The organism is Ruegeria sp. HKCCD6157, from assembly GCF_013110685.1.
GTDB lineage: Bacteria > Pseudomonadota > Alphaproteobacteria > Rhodobacterales > Rhodobacteraceae > Ruegeria.
Map to the genome: position 1 here is coordinate 21,782 of NZ_WVRB01000010.1, position 20,974 is coordinate 42,755.

The following is a 20,974-nucleotide window of genomic DNA, read 5'->3' on the forward strand; positions in this document are numbered from 1 at the left end:
GCCCGTTCTCAGCAACCCGTGCCGCGCAGGACAACAAAGATGGTCTGGAACACGATTGAAACATCTGTACTGAACGACATGCTTTTCCAATATTCGGTATCGTGAAACGCACGCTCAGCAAATGTGGACTGATTGCGTTTCGAAACCTGCCAGGGTCCCGAAAGGCCGGGGCGCATGGCGGTATAGAATTTTCCAGGATAAAGTTCTTTCTGGTTCACCATCATCGGGCGGGGGCCGACCACGGACATTTCACCGATAAAAACGTTCCAGAACTGCGGCAGCTCATCCATCGAGGATTTGCGCAGGAAAGTTCCGAACTTGATGATACGCGGGTCATTGCGCAGCTTCTGATCACGGTCCCATTCTTCCTGGGCTTCGGGGTTCTTCGCCAGATGTTCCTGAAGCACGGTTTCAGCATCATGGACCATGGTGCGCAACTTAAGCATCTTGAAGGCTTTGCCATTCTTGCCGACACGTTCCTGCCGATAAAACGGAGTCACGCCCTGGCATGCAAGAAACGCGGCCAGCAACAGCACCACCGGCACGACAAAAGGCGCTGCAAGCACTGCGAACGCTATGTCAAAAAGACGCTTGCCCCCGCTTCTGTATATTCCTGGATATGACACTGCAGCAGGCACAACAGAAATACCGGAGTAGCCCGCGCCAGCGTTGGCCACTTCTTTCGAATGACTTGTCACTATTTAAACCCCCAACACACACAATTACTCACGAACCACTCACCAAACTTACGAACCGAACACGCTCGACCTCAACCACATATATTTAAAATCTTATATTTTTATACCACTTCGACCCTGCACTTACTCACTTGCGAGGCCGCTTTCCCGTATCCAACTGTTAACAAATTCCACCTGCCTTGCAAAACATTAATGCTGGCGAACGTGTTCTCTGGTCGCTGAATACAGGTGCTTTTTTACAGTATCGTGAAGATACGATCAGCTGATTGGCCGCAAATTCATGAACTTTCGTTTCCCTGTGGGACACAATGGGCGAAAATTTTACCCTTTAGGTTTGATTTCCACCCTTAGAATCTTTTTTAATGTGTGATCACATCAGGTTCTGGTCGCCTCTTTTTTGGTCAACCCAATAAGGACACAACGGAAACAATCGCACCGATCACTTCAGATTGAGAAAGCGGGAAGGTCAATTCACCGCGTGTGCAGTTTAGTGGTGCCTGCTATCTTGATTTTGTGACAAACTAGTACCCAAGTACTTTTTGTTTATGTGATGTGTTCGTTGTGTAAGGGATTTCTGGTGGTTCAGAGTATGAGTTTGGATAATCTCCGGGGGGCCAGTACGAGGTTTGACAAGGCAGAAGGCAACCGAGGTGCAATGGCGTCCAGCGACGGGTTTTATCTAGATTATTTCGGGCTTGACCGACGGCCCTTCACGCTGCTTCCGGATCCCGGATTCATGTACTGGTCGCCGCTGCACAAGCGCGGTTACTCGGTCCTGCAATTCGGCATCATGAGCTGTGCGCCCATCACCGTGCTGACCGGGGAAATCGGGGCCGGGAAAACCACCCTGATACAGCATCTCCTCAGTGAGATGGAGCAGTCGATCACGGTTGGGCTGATTTCGAATGCGCAGGGCGGTCGCGGAGAGCTGCTGCAATGGGTCCTGCACGCGCTGGGTCTGCCGATCGAGGCGGATGCAAGCTATGTACAGATATTCCGGGCGCTGCAGGATTTCCTGGTCGCGGAATATGCCGAGGGCCGGCGGGTGGTTCTGATCTTTGACGAAGCGCAGAACCTGACCGTCGAAGGGTTGGAAGAAATCCGGATGCTGACCAATATCAACTCGAATACGGATGAGCTGATTCAGCTTGTTCTGGTTGGTCAGCCTGAATTGCGCGACATGGTTCTTGATCCCAAGATGCGCCAGCTGACACAGCGCGTTGCCGCAAGTTTTCATCTTGAACGGATGGATGAGTCTTCGGTCAAAGCCTATATCAGACATAGGATGAAAACGGCTGGCGGTTCAGGCGATGAGTTCACCGAAGAGGCCTGCAAGCAGATTTTCACACAAACGCGCGGTGTTCCGCGACTTGTAAATCAGTTCTGCGACTTTGCCCTGCTTTATGCCTGGACGAATGAGGCCGAGAAAGTGGATGAAGAGGTTGTGGAGCAAGTGGTCAAAGATGGCGTGTTCTTTGGCGGAAACTCACTCGAGAAGGAGCTGACAGTCTGATATGGGCCCGGTTCGCTATTACTTTTCCATTTTCCTGAGACGGTTTCCGTATTTTCTGATCGTCGCCCTGATCGTGTCTGTAGCGTCATTCATTGTCGCCAGAACGTTGCCTGCCACGTATGTCTCGACCATGCGCCTGATTGTTGAATCGCCTCAGATTCCGGGCAATCTGGCGGCCAGCACCGTCACGACACCCGCGGCGGAACAGCTTCAGATCATCGAACAGCGCCTGCTGACCCGTCCGGTCCTTCTGGAGATCGCACGTGAGTTTCAGGTACTGCCCGATCAGGATGAGGCAAGCCCTGACCAGATCGTCAAAGCCATGCGCAAGAACACTTCGATTTGGACTTCTGGCGGCCTCAATCAGGCCAATCTGATGACGATCAGTTTCGAGGCGGGAACCGGCCCGATCGCGGCTGGTGTATTGAATGCGTATCTGACGGAAATCCAGAAGCTGGATGTCTCGTATCGCAAAGAACGTGCAACCGATACGCTGGCTTTTTTCCAATTGGAAGTCGATCGCCTGAGTGACGAGCTAAGCAAGCGCAGCGCCCGCATTCTCGAGTTCAAGAATGACAATTCTGATGCGCTCCCCGACAGCCTGCAGTTCCGGCTGGCTCAGCAAGGGGCGCTGCAAACCAATCTTGAACAGACGGATCAGCAGATATTTTCCCTCAGAGCGCAGCGGGAAAAGCTTGTAAAGATATTCAGCTCGACAGGGCAGGTTGTTGGGCCCCCGCAACAAAACCAGACCCCGGCACGACAACAGCTAAGTCAACTGCAGTCACAGCTCGACAATCAACTCGTGGTCTATTCCGATAACAGCCCGCAGATCAAACTGCTGCGCGCCAGGATCAAAAAGCTTGAGCAGGTCGTGGCTGCAGAACAAGCGACCGCCCCTGCCTCACCTAACACACAGACGGGCAATTCAGCCCTTGATCTACAACTGGCTCAGGTCGACTCACAAATTTCTGCGCTCGAAGATCAGCGCCGCGTGACTCAGGACCGGCTCAACGCGCTGACCCTGACTATTGATCAAACCCCGGCCAACGCCATCACGCTTGCAGAGTTAACACGCGAACACGACAATATTCAAAACCAATACAATGTCGCGGTCAGCCGGTTGGCCGAGGCCTCGACCGGAGAACGGATCGAAGTCACGTCCCAGGGGCAGCGTATTTCCGTAATTGAACACCCGTCCACGCCAACCGAGCCAGCCAAGCCAAACCGATTGATGATTGCCGGAGGGGGTGCGGCCTTTGGCATCGCACTGGGGCTGGGGCTTGTGGTGCTGCTGGAAATCCTGAACCGGTCCGTACGTCGACCCGAAGATCTGATCAGCAAGCTTGATGTCTGGCCAATCGCCACGATCCCCTATGCCCCTTCACGCGGCGAAGTCATCATGCGCCGAACCGTTTGGGGTGGAATCATATTGGCCATTCTGATCGGGGTTCCCGCAGCAGTCTGGGCCGTGCACATCTATTATCTGCCCCTCGATCTTATTACAGAGAGAGTCATGGATAAACTGGAGACATTCTGGTGAGCATTGTTTCGATTGATTTGGTGGAAGTGTAATGGACCGTCTTCAGCAAGCGATTCAGAAAGCGCGTGAAGAGCGCAACAGCCGGCAGCAATCTCAGCCCGCGCCAGCCACAGACGTTCAGCAGCCCCCGGCGCAGCAAGTAAGTGTCGATGAGGATATCTGGCTGGCTGTGCCAGAAATAAAGATCGAGAAACGCCTTATCTCTCGCAACCGTTTGATGTCATTCTATGGGGGCGGAGACGCCACCCCCTATGACATGTTGCGGACCAAGATGCTGCAACAGATCTTGTCCAACAAATGGCGCAGGGTGGCATTGACCTCCCCGTACAGCGGGTGCGGCAAAAGCACGACGACGGCCAACCTGGCCTTCAGCCTGGGGCGGCAGGAAGATCTGCGGACGATCGTGATCGATTTCGACATGCGGCGCAGGGGGCTGGCCGAGATTCTGAAGCAAACCGGCAACCACAGCATGGCCGACGTCATTCAGGGGTCGGTGCCGTTTCACGAACATGCGCTGCGGTATGGCAAGAACGTGATCTTCGGGCTGAATTACACGCCCACGCGCAACCCGGCGGAGATCTTGCAAAGCCGACGGGCGATCGAATTTCTCGAACAGCTTGAGGCGGATTACGAACCCGACGTCATTCTGTTCGACACGCCCCCCCTGATGATGAGCGATGACAGCCACGGGTTTCTCAGGAATGTCGATTGTGCCCTGCTTCTGGCAGCCGCCGAAGAAACCAGCATTGACCATATTGACGTTGCCGAACAGCAACTGGCGGAACTGACCAGCGTCATGGGGATTGTGCTGAACAAATGCCGATACATCAGCGGGACGTTTGGCAATGAGTACGGATCCTACTGATACGGCCCCGGCCGATGCAGTGATCATTCCCCATTACAACGATTTGCCCCGGCTGGAACGATGTCTTCTTGCCCTGAGAGAGAATGATCTGACGGCAACTGAAATCGTTGTCGTTGACAACAACTCTCCGGTTTCGCTGGATACGATGCGCCAGGCCTTTCCCGAGGTGCATTTCGTGGTGGAAACCCAAAAGGGCGCGGCCCATGCCCGCAATCGCGGAGTTGCAGAAACCAGAGCGCCCCGACTGTTTTTCATTGACGCCGATTGCGTACCCGCGCCGGACTGGTTGAGCGTCGGGCGTCAGGTCGCGGATCAGGCCGATCTGATTGGTGGCCGGGTAGATGTCTTTGACGAAACCCCACCCCCGCGCAGCGGCGCAGAAGCGTTCGAGGCTGTTTTTGCATTCAACTTCCGCAGGTATATCGAGGTTCAGGGGTTTTCCGGCGCCGGCAACCTGCTGACCCGACGCGATGTGTTCGATGCGATCGGCGGGTTCATCAACGGTGTCTCGGAAGATCGGGAATGGACCATGCGCGCGGTCGCACGCGGGTATAGCCTGATCTACCGGGACAACTTTCGTGTCAGCCATCCATCCCGGCAGAATTGGCTCGCGCTCAAGGCCAAGTGGCGGCGCACGACACAAGAGGCATATCTGCTGCATGGCACCAACGCCGCCGCGCGCATGCGGTGGGCGATCCGTGGATTGGCCATGCCGGCCAGTGCAATTGTGCACACCCCGAAAGTCCTCAGAAGCGACAAGCTGTCCTCGGCGGGCGAAACCAGCCGGGCGGTCATCACATTGTTCCGGCTCAGATGTCAGCGGATGATCTGGATGTTGCGCCAGGCGGCAGGTGGCAACATCTGATCAAAAGAAAAGGGACCGCGAAACGGCCCCTTGTCCTGTTTGTCAGGTTTGTGTGTCGCTTAGGCGGCCTTGCGGCGACGCGTCAGAGCCAGACCACCAAGCGCGGTCAGAAGCAGCAGACCACCGGCGGGCAGCGGAACTGGTGCGACGTCGAAATCAAACGTAACCGGAACCAGGTTGCCATTGGCATCGAGTGCTCCTTGAGAGTTGGCCCAGCTAAACACCAAATTCTGGCTCAAGGTGTTCGGGCTGACACTGCTGAACAGCGTGCTGAGTGTCGTCTGAACACCGCCCAGAACAGATGTCGATGCCAATACGTTGGCAGGATTCAAGGCGTCGACCCAGCTCACCGTCAGACCAGTAAACGTGCCCAGCAAACTGATGGTGATCGAAGCGTTCGCAACACCAAAAAGAGGATCGCGGGGTGATTGGAAGTTAACCGCGTACATTCCAGGTCCGCCCATCGTGGAAACCGTACCGGAGAAGAGCGTGTCGGAGGTAATGTCATACCCCCCACCAGGCAGGTTACCACCACCCGCTGACACCGAGGTCAGAGCGCTGGCCGATCCGGCCATCATCACAGCAGTAGCAAGCCCCGCCGCCATCATCTTAAAAGTTCTAAACATACAAAGTCCCACCTTTGATTTTTATACACACAACCCGCTCGAAATCCCGGCAGGGCACCTACTGCATTTATTGATAATTCATTTCTATTTGATTGCGAAGGATTTTTCTCGGAATTGTGGCTTTTTATGGGCGCGAAGGCCAAATGACCAGCACAATGGATGCCCGAATTACAGTTTGTTTCCCCATCGTGAACCAGAATCACCCGAATAAGGCGAATCTGCGTCTGGAGAACATGCCAACTTTCCGGCGATTCCGAGCGTTTTCACACTGCACCAAGCATAATCCGAACCGGTTCAGGCAATGCAGAACCACGCCCGATCACTCTGTGATGAAATGCAGCCGGCGCGCATTTTCACATGACGGGCACCCCCGTGCCGCACAAGGCAAGAAACAATACAAACCATTCCCGCACACTGTCCACTTTCGGCCCGCCGCAAGGGCCCTGCGGATCGCGACAGAAGGGAAAAAGGCCACAAACCCGGGTTCCGCCATATTTCTTCTTCGACGGTCCGAAAGTTTCGTGTAGCTTTGGATTGTTATTGTACCAAGTTCAGGCACGCATTTTCAATCGGAAGCCCTTGTTTAGCCGTTTGTCCATTGTGCCTGCCTATTTAGCGAGGAGACATTGCGCATGGGTGTTGGCCAGAACATAGCCGCTGAGAATGCGAACTGGACCTTTGGGGGCAGTGTTCCCGATACGTTTGTCGACCACATCAAATTGTCTGTTCCTCTTTATGAAATGGGTCACGGCCTGATCTGTCAGGTTTCCGATTTCTTCGTCCGCAATGACAGTCTCTGCTATGAAATCGGCACATCGACCGGAGAGTTGATCCGCAAGCTGGCAGAACATAATGCGGGAAAGCCTGACGCACGCTGGATCGGCATCGATGTCGAACCTGAAATGGTGAAGGTCGCCGAAGCTCATTGCGCGGATGTCCCGAACATTTCCATTCTGCATGACGATGCCCGTCATATGGAGATGGAAAAGGCGGACATGATCGTCAGCTATTATACCATGCAGTTCATCCCGCCCCGGTACCGGCAGGAACTGTTCACCAAGATCTACAACACCCTGAACTGGGGCGGTGCGTTTGTCATGTTCGAAAAGGTCCGGGGGCCGGATGCGCGGTTTCAGGATCTTGTGACTCAGCTCTACAACGAATTCAAAATCGGCAACGGATTCTCAAGCGAGGAAATCGTCGAAAAGGCGCGCAGCCTGAAAAGCGTGCTGGAACCGTTTTCCACCCAGGGCAATCTGGATCTGCTGGGCCGGGCCGGTTTCAAGGATGTGATGAGTATTCAGAAGTATATTTGTTTTGAAGGTTTTCTTGCTATCAAATGATTGCTTAACGCCATGCCGGCAGAGACCGGAGTGGGATAACACCGCTTATGGCCCGATTGATGGAGGCTGCCGAGGACGCTGATGAACGCGCCTGATTTTGATCCCTGTGAAATGGCACTGGAAGACGGGCTGAATGCAATAGTTGCTTGCTTTCAGCACACCGTACTTGCGGCGAAGATGGTCGCAGAACGGATATGACCGTGTCGGCTCTTTCGGACAAGCCATCTTGGACGGTCGGGGCTTTCCTCCTGTTGATCGCGGCGCTGCTGGTCTGCCTGTCCGTTCTCATGATCAATGGCGGGCCGCTTTATTACTTCGATACCGGCAGTTACATCCGGCAGGGAAATGTGGCCTTGAGCAGTTTCCTTCCGCCGACAGCTGATAGCGTTGCGGCAGGTGTAACCCACAACGCCGATGAGGATAACACCGCAACCGGATCACGGTCACTGATCTATGGCCTCATCATGGCTGCGCTTGTTCGGGTCGATGCCCTGTCCATCCTTCCGGTATTGCATCTGGCTGCCACGCTGCTGGCCGTCTGGATGCTGGCGCGAACCGCTGGCCGGTCGCCGGGTGGAACGCCGAACACAGTCATGATGACCGCAGTGCCTTTGCTGGTGGCAGCCAGCACTTCATTGCCGTTTTATGTCGCCTATATGATGCCGGATATTTTTGCACCGGTGCTGCTGATCGTGATTGCCTCACTGACGGCCTTTGGGCGGATGATGCAAACCTGGGAACTGTTTTTGGTATCCAGTCTGGCCCTGTTCAGCGCCCTTCTGCACCCGTCTCATCTGGCGGTTGCGGCGTTAATGATACCTTTTGTCGCTTTGGCCGCGCTCTGGGGGAAAAGACCACGACGCTGGCGTGCGACAATCTTGATGATGATGGTTCTGGCGCTGGCACTGGCCGAGCGCAAGGCCTTTCAGGTCACCGTGGAAATCGCCACCAACAAAGAGGTCGTCTATACACCGCATATCACCGCGCGGCTCATCGTTGACGGGCCGGGCATGGATTATCTGGACGAGGTCTGTCCGAATGCCGAAGTGCCCACCTGCGCACTACACGAAGCGCTGTCGTGGTCAGATGACCCCTACAGGCTGACACCCTCCCATATCATTTTCGAACGCTCGCCCAACCTGGGTTCTTTCCGGCTCATGTCGCCCGAAGATCAGAAACGGGTTGCCCTGTCCCAACGGGAATTCGCCAAGGCGGTTTTCCTGTCCCGGCCCCTTTCCACCTCGTTGGCACTGGCCCGGAACGGCTATCAGCAGGTATTGCGCTATAGCATTGCCATGACGATTCCAACGGATGTGGAGCTGGAAAACGCCCGCTGGTTGGCCAGAATGGAAGATATCCGGCCCGATATGTTCCAAGGCGGTTCATTGTCTCAGGACAGGGGCTGGATAGAAACGGCCGATATCGTGCACGGCGTGATCTATGCCGTCTCTTTTGCCTTTATCGTTTTCATTCTGCTGCGGCCGGGTAGTGTGTCGCGTGACATGAAGCTGTTTGCGCTGTTCATCCTGATCGGAATAGCGGTCAACGCTCTGGTCTGCGGGGGAGTATCACAACCCGCGGATCGTTACGGCGCGCGCGTGATGTGGTTGTTGCCCTTTACGGCGGCCTTTCTTTTCCTTGTTCAGCGCTCAGGCGCTTCGCGTATCATTGCCGGAGATCCTTCGTGAGTTCAGATCACCCCCTTTCCATCAGCGTGGTCATGCCGGCCTACAATGCCGAACATCTGCTGCCGCGCGTTTTGCCGCCATTGATTGAAATGTTGAATACCGGACAGGTGCAGCAGGTTCTGGTGGTGGATGACCAGTCCCCCGACGGTACCGCGGCGCTGGCACGGGAAATGGGCGCAACTGTTCTGACCACGCCCGTCAATGGCGGGCCAGGGGCTGCCCGCAACCTGGCCGCCCAGCAGGCAACGGGCGATATCCTGTGGTTCGTGGATTCCGATGTCATCGCCTGGCCGGACGGGCCTGACCATATTCGCCGGGCGATGTCCGAAGACAATGTGGGCGCCGTGTTCGGATCCTATGATGATGCCCCGGACGGGCAGGCCTGGTTTTCTCGCTACAAGAACCTTCTGCACCGCTATCACCATCAGCGCGCCCGGCGCGAGGCGCGCACCTTCTGGGCCGGGTGTGGCGCCATCCGGCGCGACGTGTTTCTTGAAGTCGGTGGGTTCGATGTCAAAACCTATGAGGTGCCTTCGATCGAGGATATCGAACTGGGTTACCGGATCGCGGCCACCGGTCGCCGTATCCTGGTCGAGCCGCTTTTGCAGGGCAAACATCTGAAGGTCTGGACCATCCGCAACAGCCTGAGCACGGATATCTTCTGCCGCGCCTTGCCCTGGGCCCGGCTGATGATCTCGCGTGAGGGGTTGACCGATGACCTGAACACCTCGATGGCCGAGCGGGCACGGGCCGCAATTGCCGGGCTGTTGCTGCTGTCGCTTCTGGCCCTGCCGTTCTGGCCGGGAAGCTGGCCTTTGCCTTTTGTGTTACTGGCCGCGGCCTTTGTCGCCAATCTGGATCTGGTGCGCGCCATGTCCGGGCATGGCGGGCCGTGGTTTGCGTTCAAATGTCTGCTCTATCATCAGGTCTATTACGTCTACTCGGCCACCATCTATGTCTGGTGCCTGTTCGAATATCACATGCTGGGCAGACGGCATAACTTGTCGGTCAGGCGAAGTTAACCTGTCAGGTTGCACCCGCCGAAAACCGGGCAAACCGATCAGTTTGCCCTGCGCAAATTTCCTTTGAGGGACCGCGTTCTGGGCTTTCTGGCAGCTTCAATCTGGCCCGGCAGCGTTACCGAAACGCGCGCACCACCCAGAGAGGATGTTCCGATACTGACAGATCCGCCGTAAAGTTCAGCGATATCCTGCACGATCAAAAGCCCCAGCCCATGCCCCTCGGTCTCATCTGTATTGTCTTTCTGAGCCGACCCCTCTGATCTACCCGCCCCCATCCCGGGGCCATCATCCTCGATACTCAACGTGATCATGCCCGGTTCGGGTGCCGTCACTGATATGCGCACATGGCTCTTGGCCCAGAGACAGGCGTTTTCAAGCAGATTGCCCAGGATCTCCTGAATGTCGGCCTCCTCGCCCCAAAAGGTGGTTCCGGCGTCTATGGCGTTTTCGATATGCGGCATCCTGTTTCGGAGTGTGATGCCAAGTGCAAACGATACATCTTCGGCGCAGGCATGCACCGGAGAGGATTTTCCATAGGGGCGTTCGGTACGCGCGCGGCTGAGGTTGCGTTTGATGACACCGGTCATACGCCCCACAAAATCCGTTATCTGATCTCCTTTATCTCCCTCAAGCTCTTCGGCAACGCGCGCCAATGCCGCCAGCGGTGTTTTCAGGCCATGCGCCAGCTCTGCGTTTTTTCGACGGTGTTTTTCAATAATCGTGCCGTTGCGCCAGTGCAGCTCGCGCAGTTCCTCAACCACGGGAACCAGATCGGGGGGCCATTTCTGATCGTCTATGATGGTGTCGTTTTTACGCATGACCTTCACGGAATTGCTGAGCCGCTTGAGCGGCATCAGCCCCCTGTTCACAGTGATGTAGACCGAAACCGAAACCACTATGGCAAGACCAATGAAAATCAATGCAATCAGCTTTGCAGCCCGGTTGGTCTCTTCCGTGACATGCATCAGTGGGGCCGCAATCCGGAAGGTCAATGTCTCATCCGGTACCATCCCGGGAAACGCAGCCCGCCTTCCACGCAGAACATCTCCGCCCGGGATTACGAAATTCCCTCCGGCTTCCGGGACGTCCAGAACCCAGCTATCTGCGGTAACAGGGCCAAGTGACTGGGATTGCAACAGGATTTCGTCAGACCCGTCACGCGTCAATTGCCAGAACCATTGCTCATTGGTCAGGTCATAATAGCTCGGGCCAACGCTCTCGAGCAGTTCAGCCTGTGCCCCGTCATAGGCGACCCGCCGGGCTTCGATCAACAAATCCTGCCCAAGCAGCAAATCCATTTCGCCGATTTCATGAGCCCGGTAGACCTGAATGCAGATCATGGCCCCGATACCCAGTATGGCGCAGCAGATCGCTATCGTGGCAATCGAAACGCGACGGGGGATCGTAGCCCAATTATGCGTCATCTACCGGAATCCGATACCCATGCCCCCGCACGGTTTCCACCATTCCCGCCGAAGTTTTCCGACGCAAACGTGAAACAAGAACATCGATGACGTTCGATTGCAGATCCATATCCTCGGCATAGATATGTTCGATCAGATCTGCCCGGCTGACGACAGATCCCGCATGTCGGGCGAGATGCTCCAGCGCCCGGAACTCGAAAGCGGTCAGCGATACGCTGCGCCCTTTGAAAAAGGCGGCTTTTTCATCCGGCAGAACCGAAAGATCTCCGACATCGATCGAGGGCGTACCACGCCCGCTTGCACGGCGCACCAAGGCCTCGAGCCGCGCCAGAAGCTCTTCGGAATGAAACGGCTTTGACAGATAATCATCAGCCCCGCTGCGCAGCCCGGAAACGATGTCGTTCCAGCTGTCACGCGCCGACAGGATCAGAACCGGCACAGCCACATTCCGGCTGCGCCATTCCCGCAGGATCGACAACCCGTCCAGCCCCGGCAGCCCCAGGTCCAGCACGATCGCGTCCCAATCCTCGGTCTCTCCCAGAAACAGCGCATCATTGCCGTTTCCTGACAGTCTTACGATATCACCCCGGGCGCGCAGCAAGCATTCAAGATCACCGCGCAGTGTATCGTCATCTTCCGCAACCAGTACCTTCATAACCCCTCATACGGGACAAACGGCCCAAACGTGAACACAGCATGACAAGACCCGACATGCGGCGTTCACCCCACCTTTTATATATTTCACCTGATCGGTTGTCGAAAGCGATCCGTTTCAGAACCCGAAATTAAGTTTTAACGATTTGAGGTGCCGGATGTGCGGTTTGTTTGGAATTTTCCCAGAGGATACAACCTCATCCCCTGATGTCACACGGCTTCGTCAAAGTGGTTTCGCCATTCGACACCGCGGCCCCGATGCCAGCAACATTCTGAACGAGCCCGGTCTTGGCCTGGCCCATCAACGCCTGTCCCTGGTTGATACCGACACCCGGTCGGATCAGCCATTTACGGACCCAAGCGGCCGCTATATCCTTGTCTACAATGGCGAAGTCTACAACTTCAGAACCCTGCGCGCTGAACTTGAGGCCTTGGGCATCCCGTTCCGCACAACCTCGGACACCGAAGTTGTGCTGCACAGCCTGATCCAATGGGGCGAAGATGCGCTGGCCCGGTTCGATGGCATGTTCGGACTTGCCTTTATCGACCGGCAGACACACCGGGTTCTGCTGGCCCGGGACCGGTTTGGCATGAAACCTCTTTACTGGATGCAAGGCATGACCGAACAAGGCCCCGCCTTTCTGTTCGGTTCAGAGATCAAGGCCTTCGAACCCTGGATAACCCTGCAACCCGATGTCAACTCGATCGCGGCTTACCTGATGAAATTCGGAGGCCCGACCAGCGGCCCGACCTTCTATCAGGGGATCCGCAGCCTGACACCCGGCACTTACCTATGGCATGACGGATCGGGCAATATCGACACCGCCTCTTTCTTCCACCTGACCGACTTTCTCGATCTTGATGAGATGACCCGTCTCGATGGCCTGTCGGCTGCCGATATCGTCGATGAATATGCGGATCTCATGCATAAATCCGTGGCCTCACATTTATTCGCGGATGCACCGGTTGGCGCGTTTTGCTCTGGCGGGGTGGATTCATCCCTGATCGTTGCTATCGCAGCGGCCCAACACCAGAATATCGCCCTGTTCCACGCCAATGTGAAAGGCGCCTGGAGCGAGGTGGACGCCGCCTCGGAACTGGCCAAAAGCCTGAAACTTGATCTGCATGTCATCGAGGCTGAAGAGCAGGATTTCGTCGACATGATCCCGCGCGTAATGCGTCACTACGAATACCCGTTTTCCTATCATCCCAATTGCGCGCCATTGATGATGATCGCCCAGCTCGCGGCGGATTCAGGGATCAAGGGGCTGTTGTCAGGCGAAGGATCGGATGAGCTGTTTCTGGGCTACCCCTGGCTTGGCCGCAAACGCCTGACAGACGGGTATGAAAGGATGATCAGCGGGTTGGGTTCGGCCATACGCGCAATACCGGGGGTTGGCCCGATCCTGGCACCTGACCGGATGGGAAACATGGAAAACGTCCGCGACATCCTGAATGGTCGCGAGATGGCGCAGGACAAGCGGGCCGTAGCCGACAGCCTGGCACAGCTGCCTCGCAAGTTTCAGGAAAGAGGCCGGCAATGGAGCCTGGATTACATGCACCACCATCTGCGAACGCTTTTGCATCGCAACGATACAATGGGCATGGCTGCCGGGATCGAGGCGCGGTTCCCGTTTCTGGACACACAGGTTGCCCGGTTCGGGGTCAATCTGCCGGCACGCTACAAGCTCAGAGCCTCTCCGTTCGTTTTCGAGAAGGCACACCCCTTCATCCGCGACAAATGGGTGGTCCGCGAGGTTGCCAACCGCTACATCCCCAACAATCTGAGCCAACGCATCAAGATCGGGTTCTGGACGACGGTGTTTCAGCGGCTTGAGATCCGGCCGGAATACTTCAGGAACGCCCATTTGGGGGATCTTTTCAGCCTGACCCGGACACAGATGACAAACACAATCGAAGAGGCCAACCCAGATCTTCGACTGCGGTTGCTGCTGACCGAGGTTTGGCTGCGATGCCGGCTGGATCATCAGGACGAAGATCGCGAAATCAACAGATTACGCGATCACGTCAGCATCCGGTCGGACAGATTCCGCCCCCGACCGTCCTCTGCCAACAAACCTGTGAGCGCTGCGGTCCACAGTTGAAGGGCTGCCCCTTCCTCAGAGAGCCGTGCTTTTGCGGACGGCGGATTGCGGGGCCGCCTTTTTCTTGGGTTTGGCTTCAAACTCTTCGTGATAAGAGCGCTCAACATTGACATCCCAAACGTCATGGTCCTCGCCCAGAATATTGCGCGCGGCGTACATCGCCGACAGCATGGAATGATCCTGGTTGTTGTAGCGGTGCAAACCATTGCGACCCACGGTCTGGAAGTTTTCCAGCGTCTTCAGCCAGCCGCTGACCGTGTCCAGGGCGTCCTTGTATTCACTGTCATAGACCGGATAGGCCTTGGGCTGCCGGATAACCGCGTGGTCAATGACATCGCTGGCCTTGGCCAGACCCAGTTTTTCAAGCTCTTCACTGGCGAGATGCCTGAGATCCTCGTCACTTGACGACCACAACCCGTCACCTTTCTGGCAGAAATACTCCATCCCGATCGATGCGGTGTTCTGATCTGGCAGCATTTCCGCGGACCAGGCGCGGAAATTCTGGATGCGACCCACCTTCACCTGCGGGCTGTGGATGTAGATCCAGTTGTCCGGGAACGGATCCGCGTGATCCAGGATCAGGGTCACGATCAGGAAATCACGATACCGCAGACGGTCTGCCGCCTCGACGACCTCGGGCGGTGGCGGCGGATCAAAAGCATGGATCAGATCACGAACAGCCATCGAATTGACGAACTCTTCGCCCTCCACCCGCTCGGTGTGTTTTTCGCCATCTTCAGTCCAGTGGCGCACATCGATCGAAGTGACGCGATTGCCATCACGGTTCACCTGGATCACTTCGGAATGGGTTTCGACCGAACCCCCCTTTTCCCGGATCAGGTCACGGGTCTTTTCCCACATCATGCCGGGGCCTAGGCGTGGATACTGGAATTCCTCGATCAGGCTGGCGGTGTCATTGGCCCCGGAAATCGCGTTCCAAACCGCCTTGGGCAGGGACAGGTTCTTGATCCGCTGCGCGGCCCAGTCGGCCCGGATTTCGGACGGCGGAATGCCCCAAACCTTCTTCGTGTAGCTATGAAAGAAATGCATATAAAGCCGCCCGCCAAAGCGGTTGATCACCCATTCTTCAAAGGTATCTTCCTGCGGCTTGGGCCGCAGCTTCCATTTGATGAAGCTACCGATAATCTTATAGGTCTCATAAGGCCCGATATTGCCCAAAGCGTTGAAGATACGCAGCGGGTAATCGTAGAATTTGTTGCGGTAGAAGATGCGGCTCAGGCGTTGCACGGTGATGAAATCATCCCCCATCACCTCGTGCCACATCTCTTCGACCTCACGCACCTTGGTGAAAAACCGGTGCCCGCCAATGTCGAAGCGATAACCTTTGTGCGTTTCGGTTCGTGAGATGCCACCAACCATGTCCGAGGCTTCGAACACCCGGGGAACATGTGTGTCGCTCAGTTTCTGAAGTTCATAGGCTGCTGTCAGCCCTGCAGGACCACCACCAATGACGACAACGGGAACAATATCTTTTTTCAAATGACTAACACCCATACCAAAACACTGACCTAAAGCTACAAGAGGTTATCCGAGATTCACAACAAAATCCTGTCAGTTCTCGAAACGGGGCTCCTGCGCTTTGAGTTCCACCCCTTCCGTGTAGAAAAATCAACCATTCGGTTTGACGAACCGCACTCGCGTCCTTCTCTGCAAATCGCTGGCAGACCCAAACCGGGTCGCCTGTACCGAAAGCCGGTTCCCGCTTTGCGGAACCATCAGCCTTTCACACCGCCCGAAACAGCACGCATTTTCCACAACGCCTTGAAACATAAAGATGATTGCTGACTGGCACAGCCAGCCGAAACTCCCCGCCCGGAAGCGACACATAGATTGGATCCACACACCTCTTGCACGGCACCTGACCTGAACCATGACTGCCTTTTTCAGGCTGCGTCTGTGATGTCCTTCACTGTATCGACGGACCGAAAGGGCGCATCAACAATGCTGTGACTTTTCTCGCATTGTGTATAGTTGAGCGCCAGAGCAGCAGGAAATTCAGCACCTCACGACTCGTCGCTTGGTGAATCTTGACAGGGTGGCACCGCTGCCGTCCTAATACGTGAGAATGTTTGCAAAACCCAGGTGTCTCAAACCTGGGGGACGATGAGTAAATTGGTAGCCAGTCTCGTTGTTAACGAGGGAGCGATTTTATGAAGTGTGTTATTCTGGCCGGCGGCTTGGGAACCCGGCTCAGCGAAGAAACCGTCAAGATTCCAAAACCCATGGTCGAGATCGGCGGCAAACCGATCATCTGGCATATCATGAAAATCTACGCGGCACACGGCATCACGGATTTCATCGTCTGCCTCGGCTACAAGGGTTACGTGATCAAGGAATACTTCGCGAATTTCTTTCTGCACAGTTCAGACGTCACGATCGATCTGGCCAATGGCGGGCTTGAGATTGCAAACAGTAAATCGGAACCGTGGCGCGTGACGCTGGTCGATACCGGAGAGGACAGCCAGACCGGGGGGCGGCTGCGCCGTGTCATGCATCTGCTCAAGGATGAAGAGGCCTTTTGCATGACCTATGGCGACGGGGTCGGGAATGTCGATATCAGTTCGCTGGTCGCGTTCCACAAAAGCCACGGCAAACGCGCCACGCTCACCGCAGTCGTGCCACCGGGGCGTTTCGGCGCGTTGGAGCTGGCTAGCGATCAGATCGAACGTTTTGCCGAAAAACCTGGCGGTGACGGTGGTTTTATCAATGGCGGGTTCTTCGTGCTGCATCCTTCGGTTGATGATCTGCTGGACGGGGACGGCGCAATCTGGGAACGCGCTCCGCTTGAAACGCTGGCCGCAGACGGCGATCTGATGGCGTTTCGCCACAAGGGATTCTGGCAACCGATGGATACGCTGCGCGACCGCCGTCAGCTCGAAGCCCGCTGGCAGGAAGGCAATGCTCCATGGAAGGTCTGGGAATGACGCTGGGTTCCACTCCGAAAATCATCCTGCTTGGCAATCTGGGCTATATTGGTCCGGTCGTGGCGGCGGCCTTGCGGAAATCCTATCCCAACGCCAATCTGATCGGCCTTGATCCCGGGTTTTTCTCGGACCGGCTGACCACGCATGATGCGTGGCCCGAGCGGGTTCTGAACCAGCAGATCATCGCGGATATTCGCGATATCGATGCGTCACTGTTCCAGGGGGCGGATGCGGTTGTTGCACTGGCGGCCATCTCGAACGACCCGATGGGTGCCCGGTTCGAAACAGTCACCACGGAAATCAATCAGGATGCCATCGTGCAGGCCGCTCATCTGGCCGCCGAAGCCGGGGTGTCGCGCTTTGTCTTCGCCTCCAGCTGTTCGGTCTATGGTTTCGCCGAAGGCGATGCCAGATCCGAGGACGCGCCCCTGAACCCGCTGACCGCCTATGCCCGCAGCAAGATCGGGACCGAGCGCGCGCTGGCGGCCATGGACACGCCGGGGATGCTGCGTACAGCGCTGCGTTTCGCCACCGCCTGCGGGCCGTCGCCCCGGCTGCGGCTGGATCTGGTGCTGAATGATTTTGCCGCCTGTGCGGTCACCGCTGGCAAGATCACGGTGCTGAGCGACGGCAGCCCGTGGCGGCCGCTGATCGACGTGCGCGACATGGCCCGAGCCATCGACTGGGCCATCACCCGGACCCAAGATGCCGGGGGGCAGTGGCTTGCGGTCAACGCTGGATCGGATGTGTGGAACTATCAGATCCGCGATCTGGCGCAGGCCGTGGCCGAAGCGGTCCCCGGGGCCAGCTACTCGATCAATCCCGATGCCTCGCCCGACAACCGGTCCTACAAGGTCGACTTTTCGCTCTACAAACAACTGGCACCCGAACATCAGCCGGTGCAGACGCTTGAAGGCACCATCCGGGATTTGTTGCAATTGCTGAACGATATCAACTTTGGCGATGCCGATTTCAGGTCATCTCCGTTGATGCGGCTGAAAGCGCTTGAAGAGCATATCCGCACAGGCACACTGAGCGAGGATCTGCGCTGGAGGATGCCGCAATGACACACCCCGCTTGCCGGAGCTGTGGCGCAGCCCTGACCCAGACGCTGGTCGATCTGGGGCTTTCGCCGCTGGCCAATTCCTATGTCCCGCCCGAGCGCGCGGGCACGGCCTGTCCGCGCTATCCGCTGCATGCCTGGGTCTGCAACGACTGCTATCTGGTACAGGTCGAAGACGCCGTACCGGCGGATGAGATCTTCAATGCCGATTACGCCTATTTCTCGAGCTATTCGGACAGCTGGCTGGCCCATGCCAAAGCTTATGTCGAACAGATGGTCGACCGGCTTGATCTGGGACCCGATGATCTGGTGATCGAGATCGCCTCGAATGACGGGTATCTGTTGCAGTATTTCGTCGAGAAAGGCATCCCGGTTCTGGGGATCGAACCTTCGGGCAGCGTGGCGGCGGCAGCCGAAGAAAAAGGCGTGCGCACGCTGGTCGATTATTTCGGCGAGGCGCTGGCCCGCAAGGTGGCCGCGACCGAGAAACCTCCGGCGCTGATCGCATCGGCCAATGTGCTGGCGCATGTGCCTGACATCAACGATTTCGTCGCCGGGATCGCCACGCTTCTGACCGGCGATGCGGTCTATACGGTCGAATTTCCGCATCTTCTGAACCTGATCAGAGAAGTGCAGTTCGACACGATCTATCACGAACATTACTCCTATCTGTCGCTGCTGGCGGTGGAAAAGATTTTTGCCAAGGCGGGCCTGCGTGTCTTCGACGTCGAGGAACTGCCCACCCATGGCGGTTCGCTGCGGGTGTTCGCCTGTCTTGAGGGTGCCAGCCATCCCGAAGGGCCCGGTCTGGCCAAGGTCCGCGCGGATGAGGCTGCGGCGCAGTTCGACCGACCTGAGGGCTATATGAATTTCACCATTCAGGTCGAAGCGCTGCGCGACGGGCTGCTTGGCTTCCTGCGCGAAGCAAATGCCAGGGGTGACACCATTGCCGCCTATGGCGCCGCCGCCAAGGGCAACACGCTGCTGAACTATGCCGGGATCGGCCCCGACCTGATCTCTTACTGCGTTGATCGCAACCCGGCCAAGCAGAACACGCTGCTGCCCGGCAGCCATATCCCCGTGCATGGGGTCGAAGTCCTGCGCGAGACGCCGCCGGATTACGTGCTGATCCTGCCCTGGAACATCCGGGACGAAGTCACGGATCAACTGTCCGACCTGAAGGCACATGGCACCCGCTTCGTAACGGCCGTGCCAGAGATCAGGATCAGCTGATGGCACGGGTTCTGCTGACGGGCGCAACCGGATTGATCGGGCGCGCGACAGCCACGGCTCTGACAGAGGCGGGCCACGAGGTGGTGACGCTGGGCCGCAACCCGGCAAGCGACATCACCTGCGATCTGCTGGACCCCGATGCCATCACGACAGCCCTTGAAACAGCCCGCGCCAACTATCTGGTGCATCTGGCCTGGCATGACGGCGCGCGCGACCGCTGGACTTCTGGGGCCAATCTGGACTGGATGGCCGCCACCCTGCATCTGGTGCGGGAGTTTGCACGCACAGGAGGCCAGCGCGCGGTCTGCGCCGGAAGCTGTGCTGAATATGACTGGTCGGTACCGGAGCTGATCGAAACCAGCCCCCTGCGCCCCCGCACCCTTTATGGGGCGGCCAAGGCCGGAACCGGTCTGGCACTGTGCGCGGGCCAGCAGACGCTTGGCCTGTCCCTGGCATGGGCCCGCATCTTTTTTGTCTACGGGCCGGATGAACCGCCGGGGCGACTGTTTGGCGATCTGATGTCAAACCTCGGGGCGGGACGGCCGGTTGATTGCACCGATGGGCGGCAGGAGCGGGATTTCCTGCATGTCGATGATCTTGCCCGCGCCTTGTTGCGCGTGCTGGAAAGCGATCTGACCGGCCCGGTCAATGTCGCCAGCGGTACGGCGACCCCGGTTCGAGACCTGATTGCAGAGGTGGCAAACCAGATGCACCGGCCCGATCTGATCCGCTTGGGCACCATCGCCCGCGCAGCGGACGATCCGCCCCGGCTGGCGGCGGACGTGACCCGGTTGCGGGACGAGACCGGTTTTATGCCACAATATGACATTGCTTCCGGAGTCGCCCGGTGTCTTCGGTCAAGGGAGGAGGCCGTATGAAATCTTCATCCTTTCTACGCAAGCAATCCTTCATGCTTTTTGCCCTGGTCGGCATCGTGAATACGGCCTTCGGGTATGCGGTTTTCTCGGTTCTGAGCCTGTCGGGGTTGCCCGCACAGGCGGCTCTTGCGATCTCGTTCGTCATCGGCGTGTTGTGGAATTTCATGACCCACGCCCGGATCGTATTCGACACCAAAGGGTTCAGGAAATTGCCCTTCTACCTGCTGGCATATGTCATGGTTTACGTTTTCAACGCCTTTTCGCTCGAAGCTCTTCTGAGCACGGGACTGCATCCGATCCTTGCACAGGGCCTGCTGGTTCTGCCCGCGGCCGTTCTGGCATTCATCCTTGTTTCCCGGGCGCTGACCGATCGCTTCCCGTGGCAGCAGGAGGTCTGATATAATGCCTCAAAACTACAGACATAAACACTTTCGATCCGTAACCGGTCCATCTGATATATAGTAGGATATGGACTGTTAAATGTATTTGGTACCAGTGCTGGAAGGATA

Annotated in this window: 18 protein-coding genes; 13 read left to right on the forward strand and 5 right to left on the reverse strand. The window is 56.9% G+C overall.

Features of this window, described 5'->3' with window-relative positions; translation table 11 throughout:
- Positions 1–8: 8 nt before the first annotated feature.
- Positions 9–698 carry a sugar transferase gene (locus GS612_RS19345; protein WP_371809364.1) on the reverse strand — a complete coding sequence of 230 codons (690 nt, stop codon included), beginning with the start codon at positions 696–698 and terminating at the stop codon, positions 9–11.
- 655 nt (positions 699–1,353) lie between these two features.
- On the opposite strand from GS612_RS19345, the gene GS612_RS19350 reads away from it, so the two are divergent.
- The 4 genes from GS612_RS19350 to GS612_RS19365 are packed head-to-tail and all read left to right on the forward strand — an operon-like array spanning position 1,354 to position 5,484.
- Positions 1,354–2,211 (forward strand): ExeA family protein, encoded by an 858-nt coding sequence (locus GS612_RS19350; RefSeq protein WP_171120590.1) that lies wholly within the window; start codon positions 1,354–1,356, stop codon positions 2,209–2,211.
- 1 nt (position 2,212) lies between these two features.
- Entirely contained in the window at positions 2,213–3,754 is a 1,542-nt protein-coding gene (locus GS612_RS19355) for a lipopolysaccharide biosynthesis (protein ID WP_171642522.1), read from the forward strand.
- A 31-nt stretch (positions 3,755–3,785) separates the two neighbouring features.
- Positions 3,786–4,619: a CpsD/CapB family tyrosine-protein kinase gene (locus GS612_RS19360; RefSeq protein WP_171642524.1), complete on the forward strand. Its 834-nt coding sequence runs from the start codon at positions 3,786–3,788 to the stop codon at positions 4,617–4,619.
- Positions 4,600–5,484, forward strand: coding sequence for a glycosyltransferase family 2 protein (locus GS612_RS19365; RefSeq protein ID WP_171642526.1), 885 nt, complete (start codon positions 4,600–4,602; stop codon positions 5,482–5,484). The genes GS612_RS19360 and GS612_RS19365 overlap by 20 nt, the downstream gene beginning before the upstream one ends.
- A 59-nt stretch (positions 5,485–5,543) precedes the next feature.
- On the opposite strand, the gene GS612_RS19370 is transcribed toward GS612_RS19365, so the two are convergent.
- Positions 5,544–6,110 (reverse strand): VPLPA-CTERM sorting domain-containing protein, encoded by a 567-nt coding sequence (locus GS612_RS19370; protein WP_171642528.1) that lies wholly within the window; start codon positions 6,108–6,110, stop codon positions 5,544–5,546.
- 632 nt (positions 6,111–6,742) lie between these two features.
- Here GS612_RS19370 and GS612_RS19375 point away from each other — a divergent pair.
- The 3 genes from GS612_RS19375 to GS612_RS19385 all read left to right on the forward strand — a co-directional run bounded on the left by GS612_RS19375 (position 6,743) and on the right by GS612_RS19385 (position 10,163).
- Positions 6,743–7,453 carry a methyltransferase domain-containing protein gene (locus tag GS612_RS19375; protein WP_170347013.1) on the forward strand — a complete coding sequence of 237 codons (711 nt, stop codon included), beginning with the start codon at positions 6,743–6,745 and terminating at the stop codon, positions 7,451–7,453.
- 200 nt (positions 7,454–7,653) lie between these two features.
- Complete coding sequence (locus tag GS612_RS20760) at positions 7,654–9,141, forward strand: hypothetical protein (protein WP_216603657.1); 1,488 nt, start codon at positions 7,654–7,656, stop codon at positions 9,139–9,141.
- Entirely contained in the window at positions 9,138–10,163 is a 1,026-nt protein-coding gene (locus GS612_RS19385) for a glycosyltransferase (protein ID WP_171617578.1), read from the forward strand. The genes GS612_RS20760 and GS612_RS19385 overlap by 4 nt, the downstream gene beginning before the upstream one ends.
- 38 nt (positions 10,164–10,201) lie before the next feature.
- Here GS612_RS19385 and GS612_RS19390 read toward each other — a convergent pair whose 3' ends face one another.
- Entirely contained in the window at positions 10,202–11,587 is a 1,386-nt protein-coding gene (locus GS612_RS19390) for a sensor histidine kinase (RefSeq protein ID WP_171642531.1), read from the reverse strand.
- Positions 11,577–12,242: a response regulator transcription factor gene (locus tag GS612_RS19395; protein WP_170347020.1), complete on the reverse strand. Its 666-nt coding sequence runs from the start codon at positions 12,240–12,242 to the stop codon at positions 11,577–11,579. Before GS612_RS19395 ends, GS612_RS19390 begins: the two co-directional genes overlap by 11 nt.
- Before the next feature lie 166 nt (positions 12,243–12,408).
- On the opposite strand from GS612_RS19395, the gene asnB reads away from it, so the two are divergent.
- Complete coding sequence (gene asnB, locus GS612_RS19400; protein ID WP_171642533.1) at positions 12,409–14,346, forward strand: asparagine synthase (glutamine-hydrolyzing); 1,938 nt, start codon at positions 12,409–12,411, stop codon at positions 14,344–14,346.
- Between the two features lie 15 nt (positions 14,347–14,361).
- Here asnB and GS612_RS19405 read toward each other — a convergent pair whose 3' ends face one another.
- Positions 14,362–15,846: an NAD(P)/FAD-dependent oxidoreductase gene (locus GS612_RS19405; protein WP_253286230.1), complete on the reverse strand. Its 1,485-nt coding sequence runs from the start codon at positions 15,844–15,846 to the stop codon at positions 14,362–14,364.
- A gap of 671 nt (positions 15,847–16,517) precedes the next feature.
- On the opposite strand from GS612_RS19405, the gene rfbF reads away from it, so the two are divergent.
- From rfbF to GS612_RS19430, 5 genes are read left to right on the forward strand one after another with little or no spacing between them, the layout of a single operon-like run.
- Entirely contained in the window at positions 16,518–17,291 is a 774-nt protein-coding gene (rfbF, locus tag GS612_RS19410) for a glucose-1-phosphate cytidylyltransferase (protein WP_171642537.1), read from the forward strand.
- Positions 17,273–18,358 carry an NAD(P)-dependent oxidoreductase gene (locus tag GS612_RS19415; protein ID WP_210093869.1) on the forward strand — a complete coding sequence of 362 codons (1,086 nt, stop codon included), beginning with the start codon at positions 17,273–17,275 and terminating at the stop codon, positions 18,356–18,358. The genes rfbF and GS612_RS19415 overlap by 19 nt, the downstream gene beginning before the upstream one ends.
- Positions 18,355–19,587 carry a class I SAM-dependent methyltransferase gene (locus GS612_RS19420; protein WP_171642539.1) on the forward strand — a complete coding sequence of 411 codons (1,233 nt, stop codon included), beginning with the start codon at positions 18,355–18,357 and terminating at the stop codon, positions 19,585–19,587. Before GS612_RS19415 ends, GS612_RS19420 begins: the two co-directional genes overlap by 4 nt.
- The gene (locus tag GS612_RS19425; protein WP_171642541.1) at positions 19,587–20,465 is read left to right on the forward strand and encodes an NAD(P)-dependent oxidoreductase; all 879 of its coding nucleotides are present in this window, start codon (positions 19,587–19,589) and stop codon (positions 20,463–20,465) included. Before GS612_RS19420 ends, GS612_RS19425 begins: the two co-directional genes overlap by 1 nt.
- On the forward strand, positions 20,462–20,863 hold the full coding sequence (locus tag GS612_RS19430) for a GtrA family protein (RefSeq protein ID WP_170347032.1): 402 nt from the start codon (positions 20,462–20,464) through the stop codon (positions 20,861–20,863). Before GS612_RS19425 ends, GS612_RS19430 begins: the two co-directional genes overlap by 4 nt.
- Positions 20,864–20,974 lie beyond the last annotated feature (111 nt).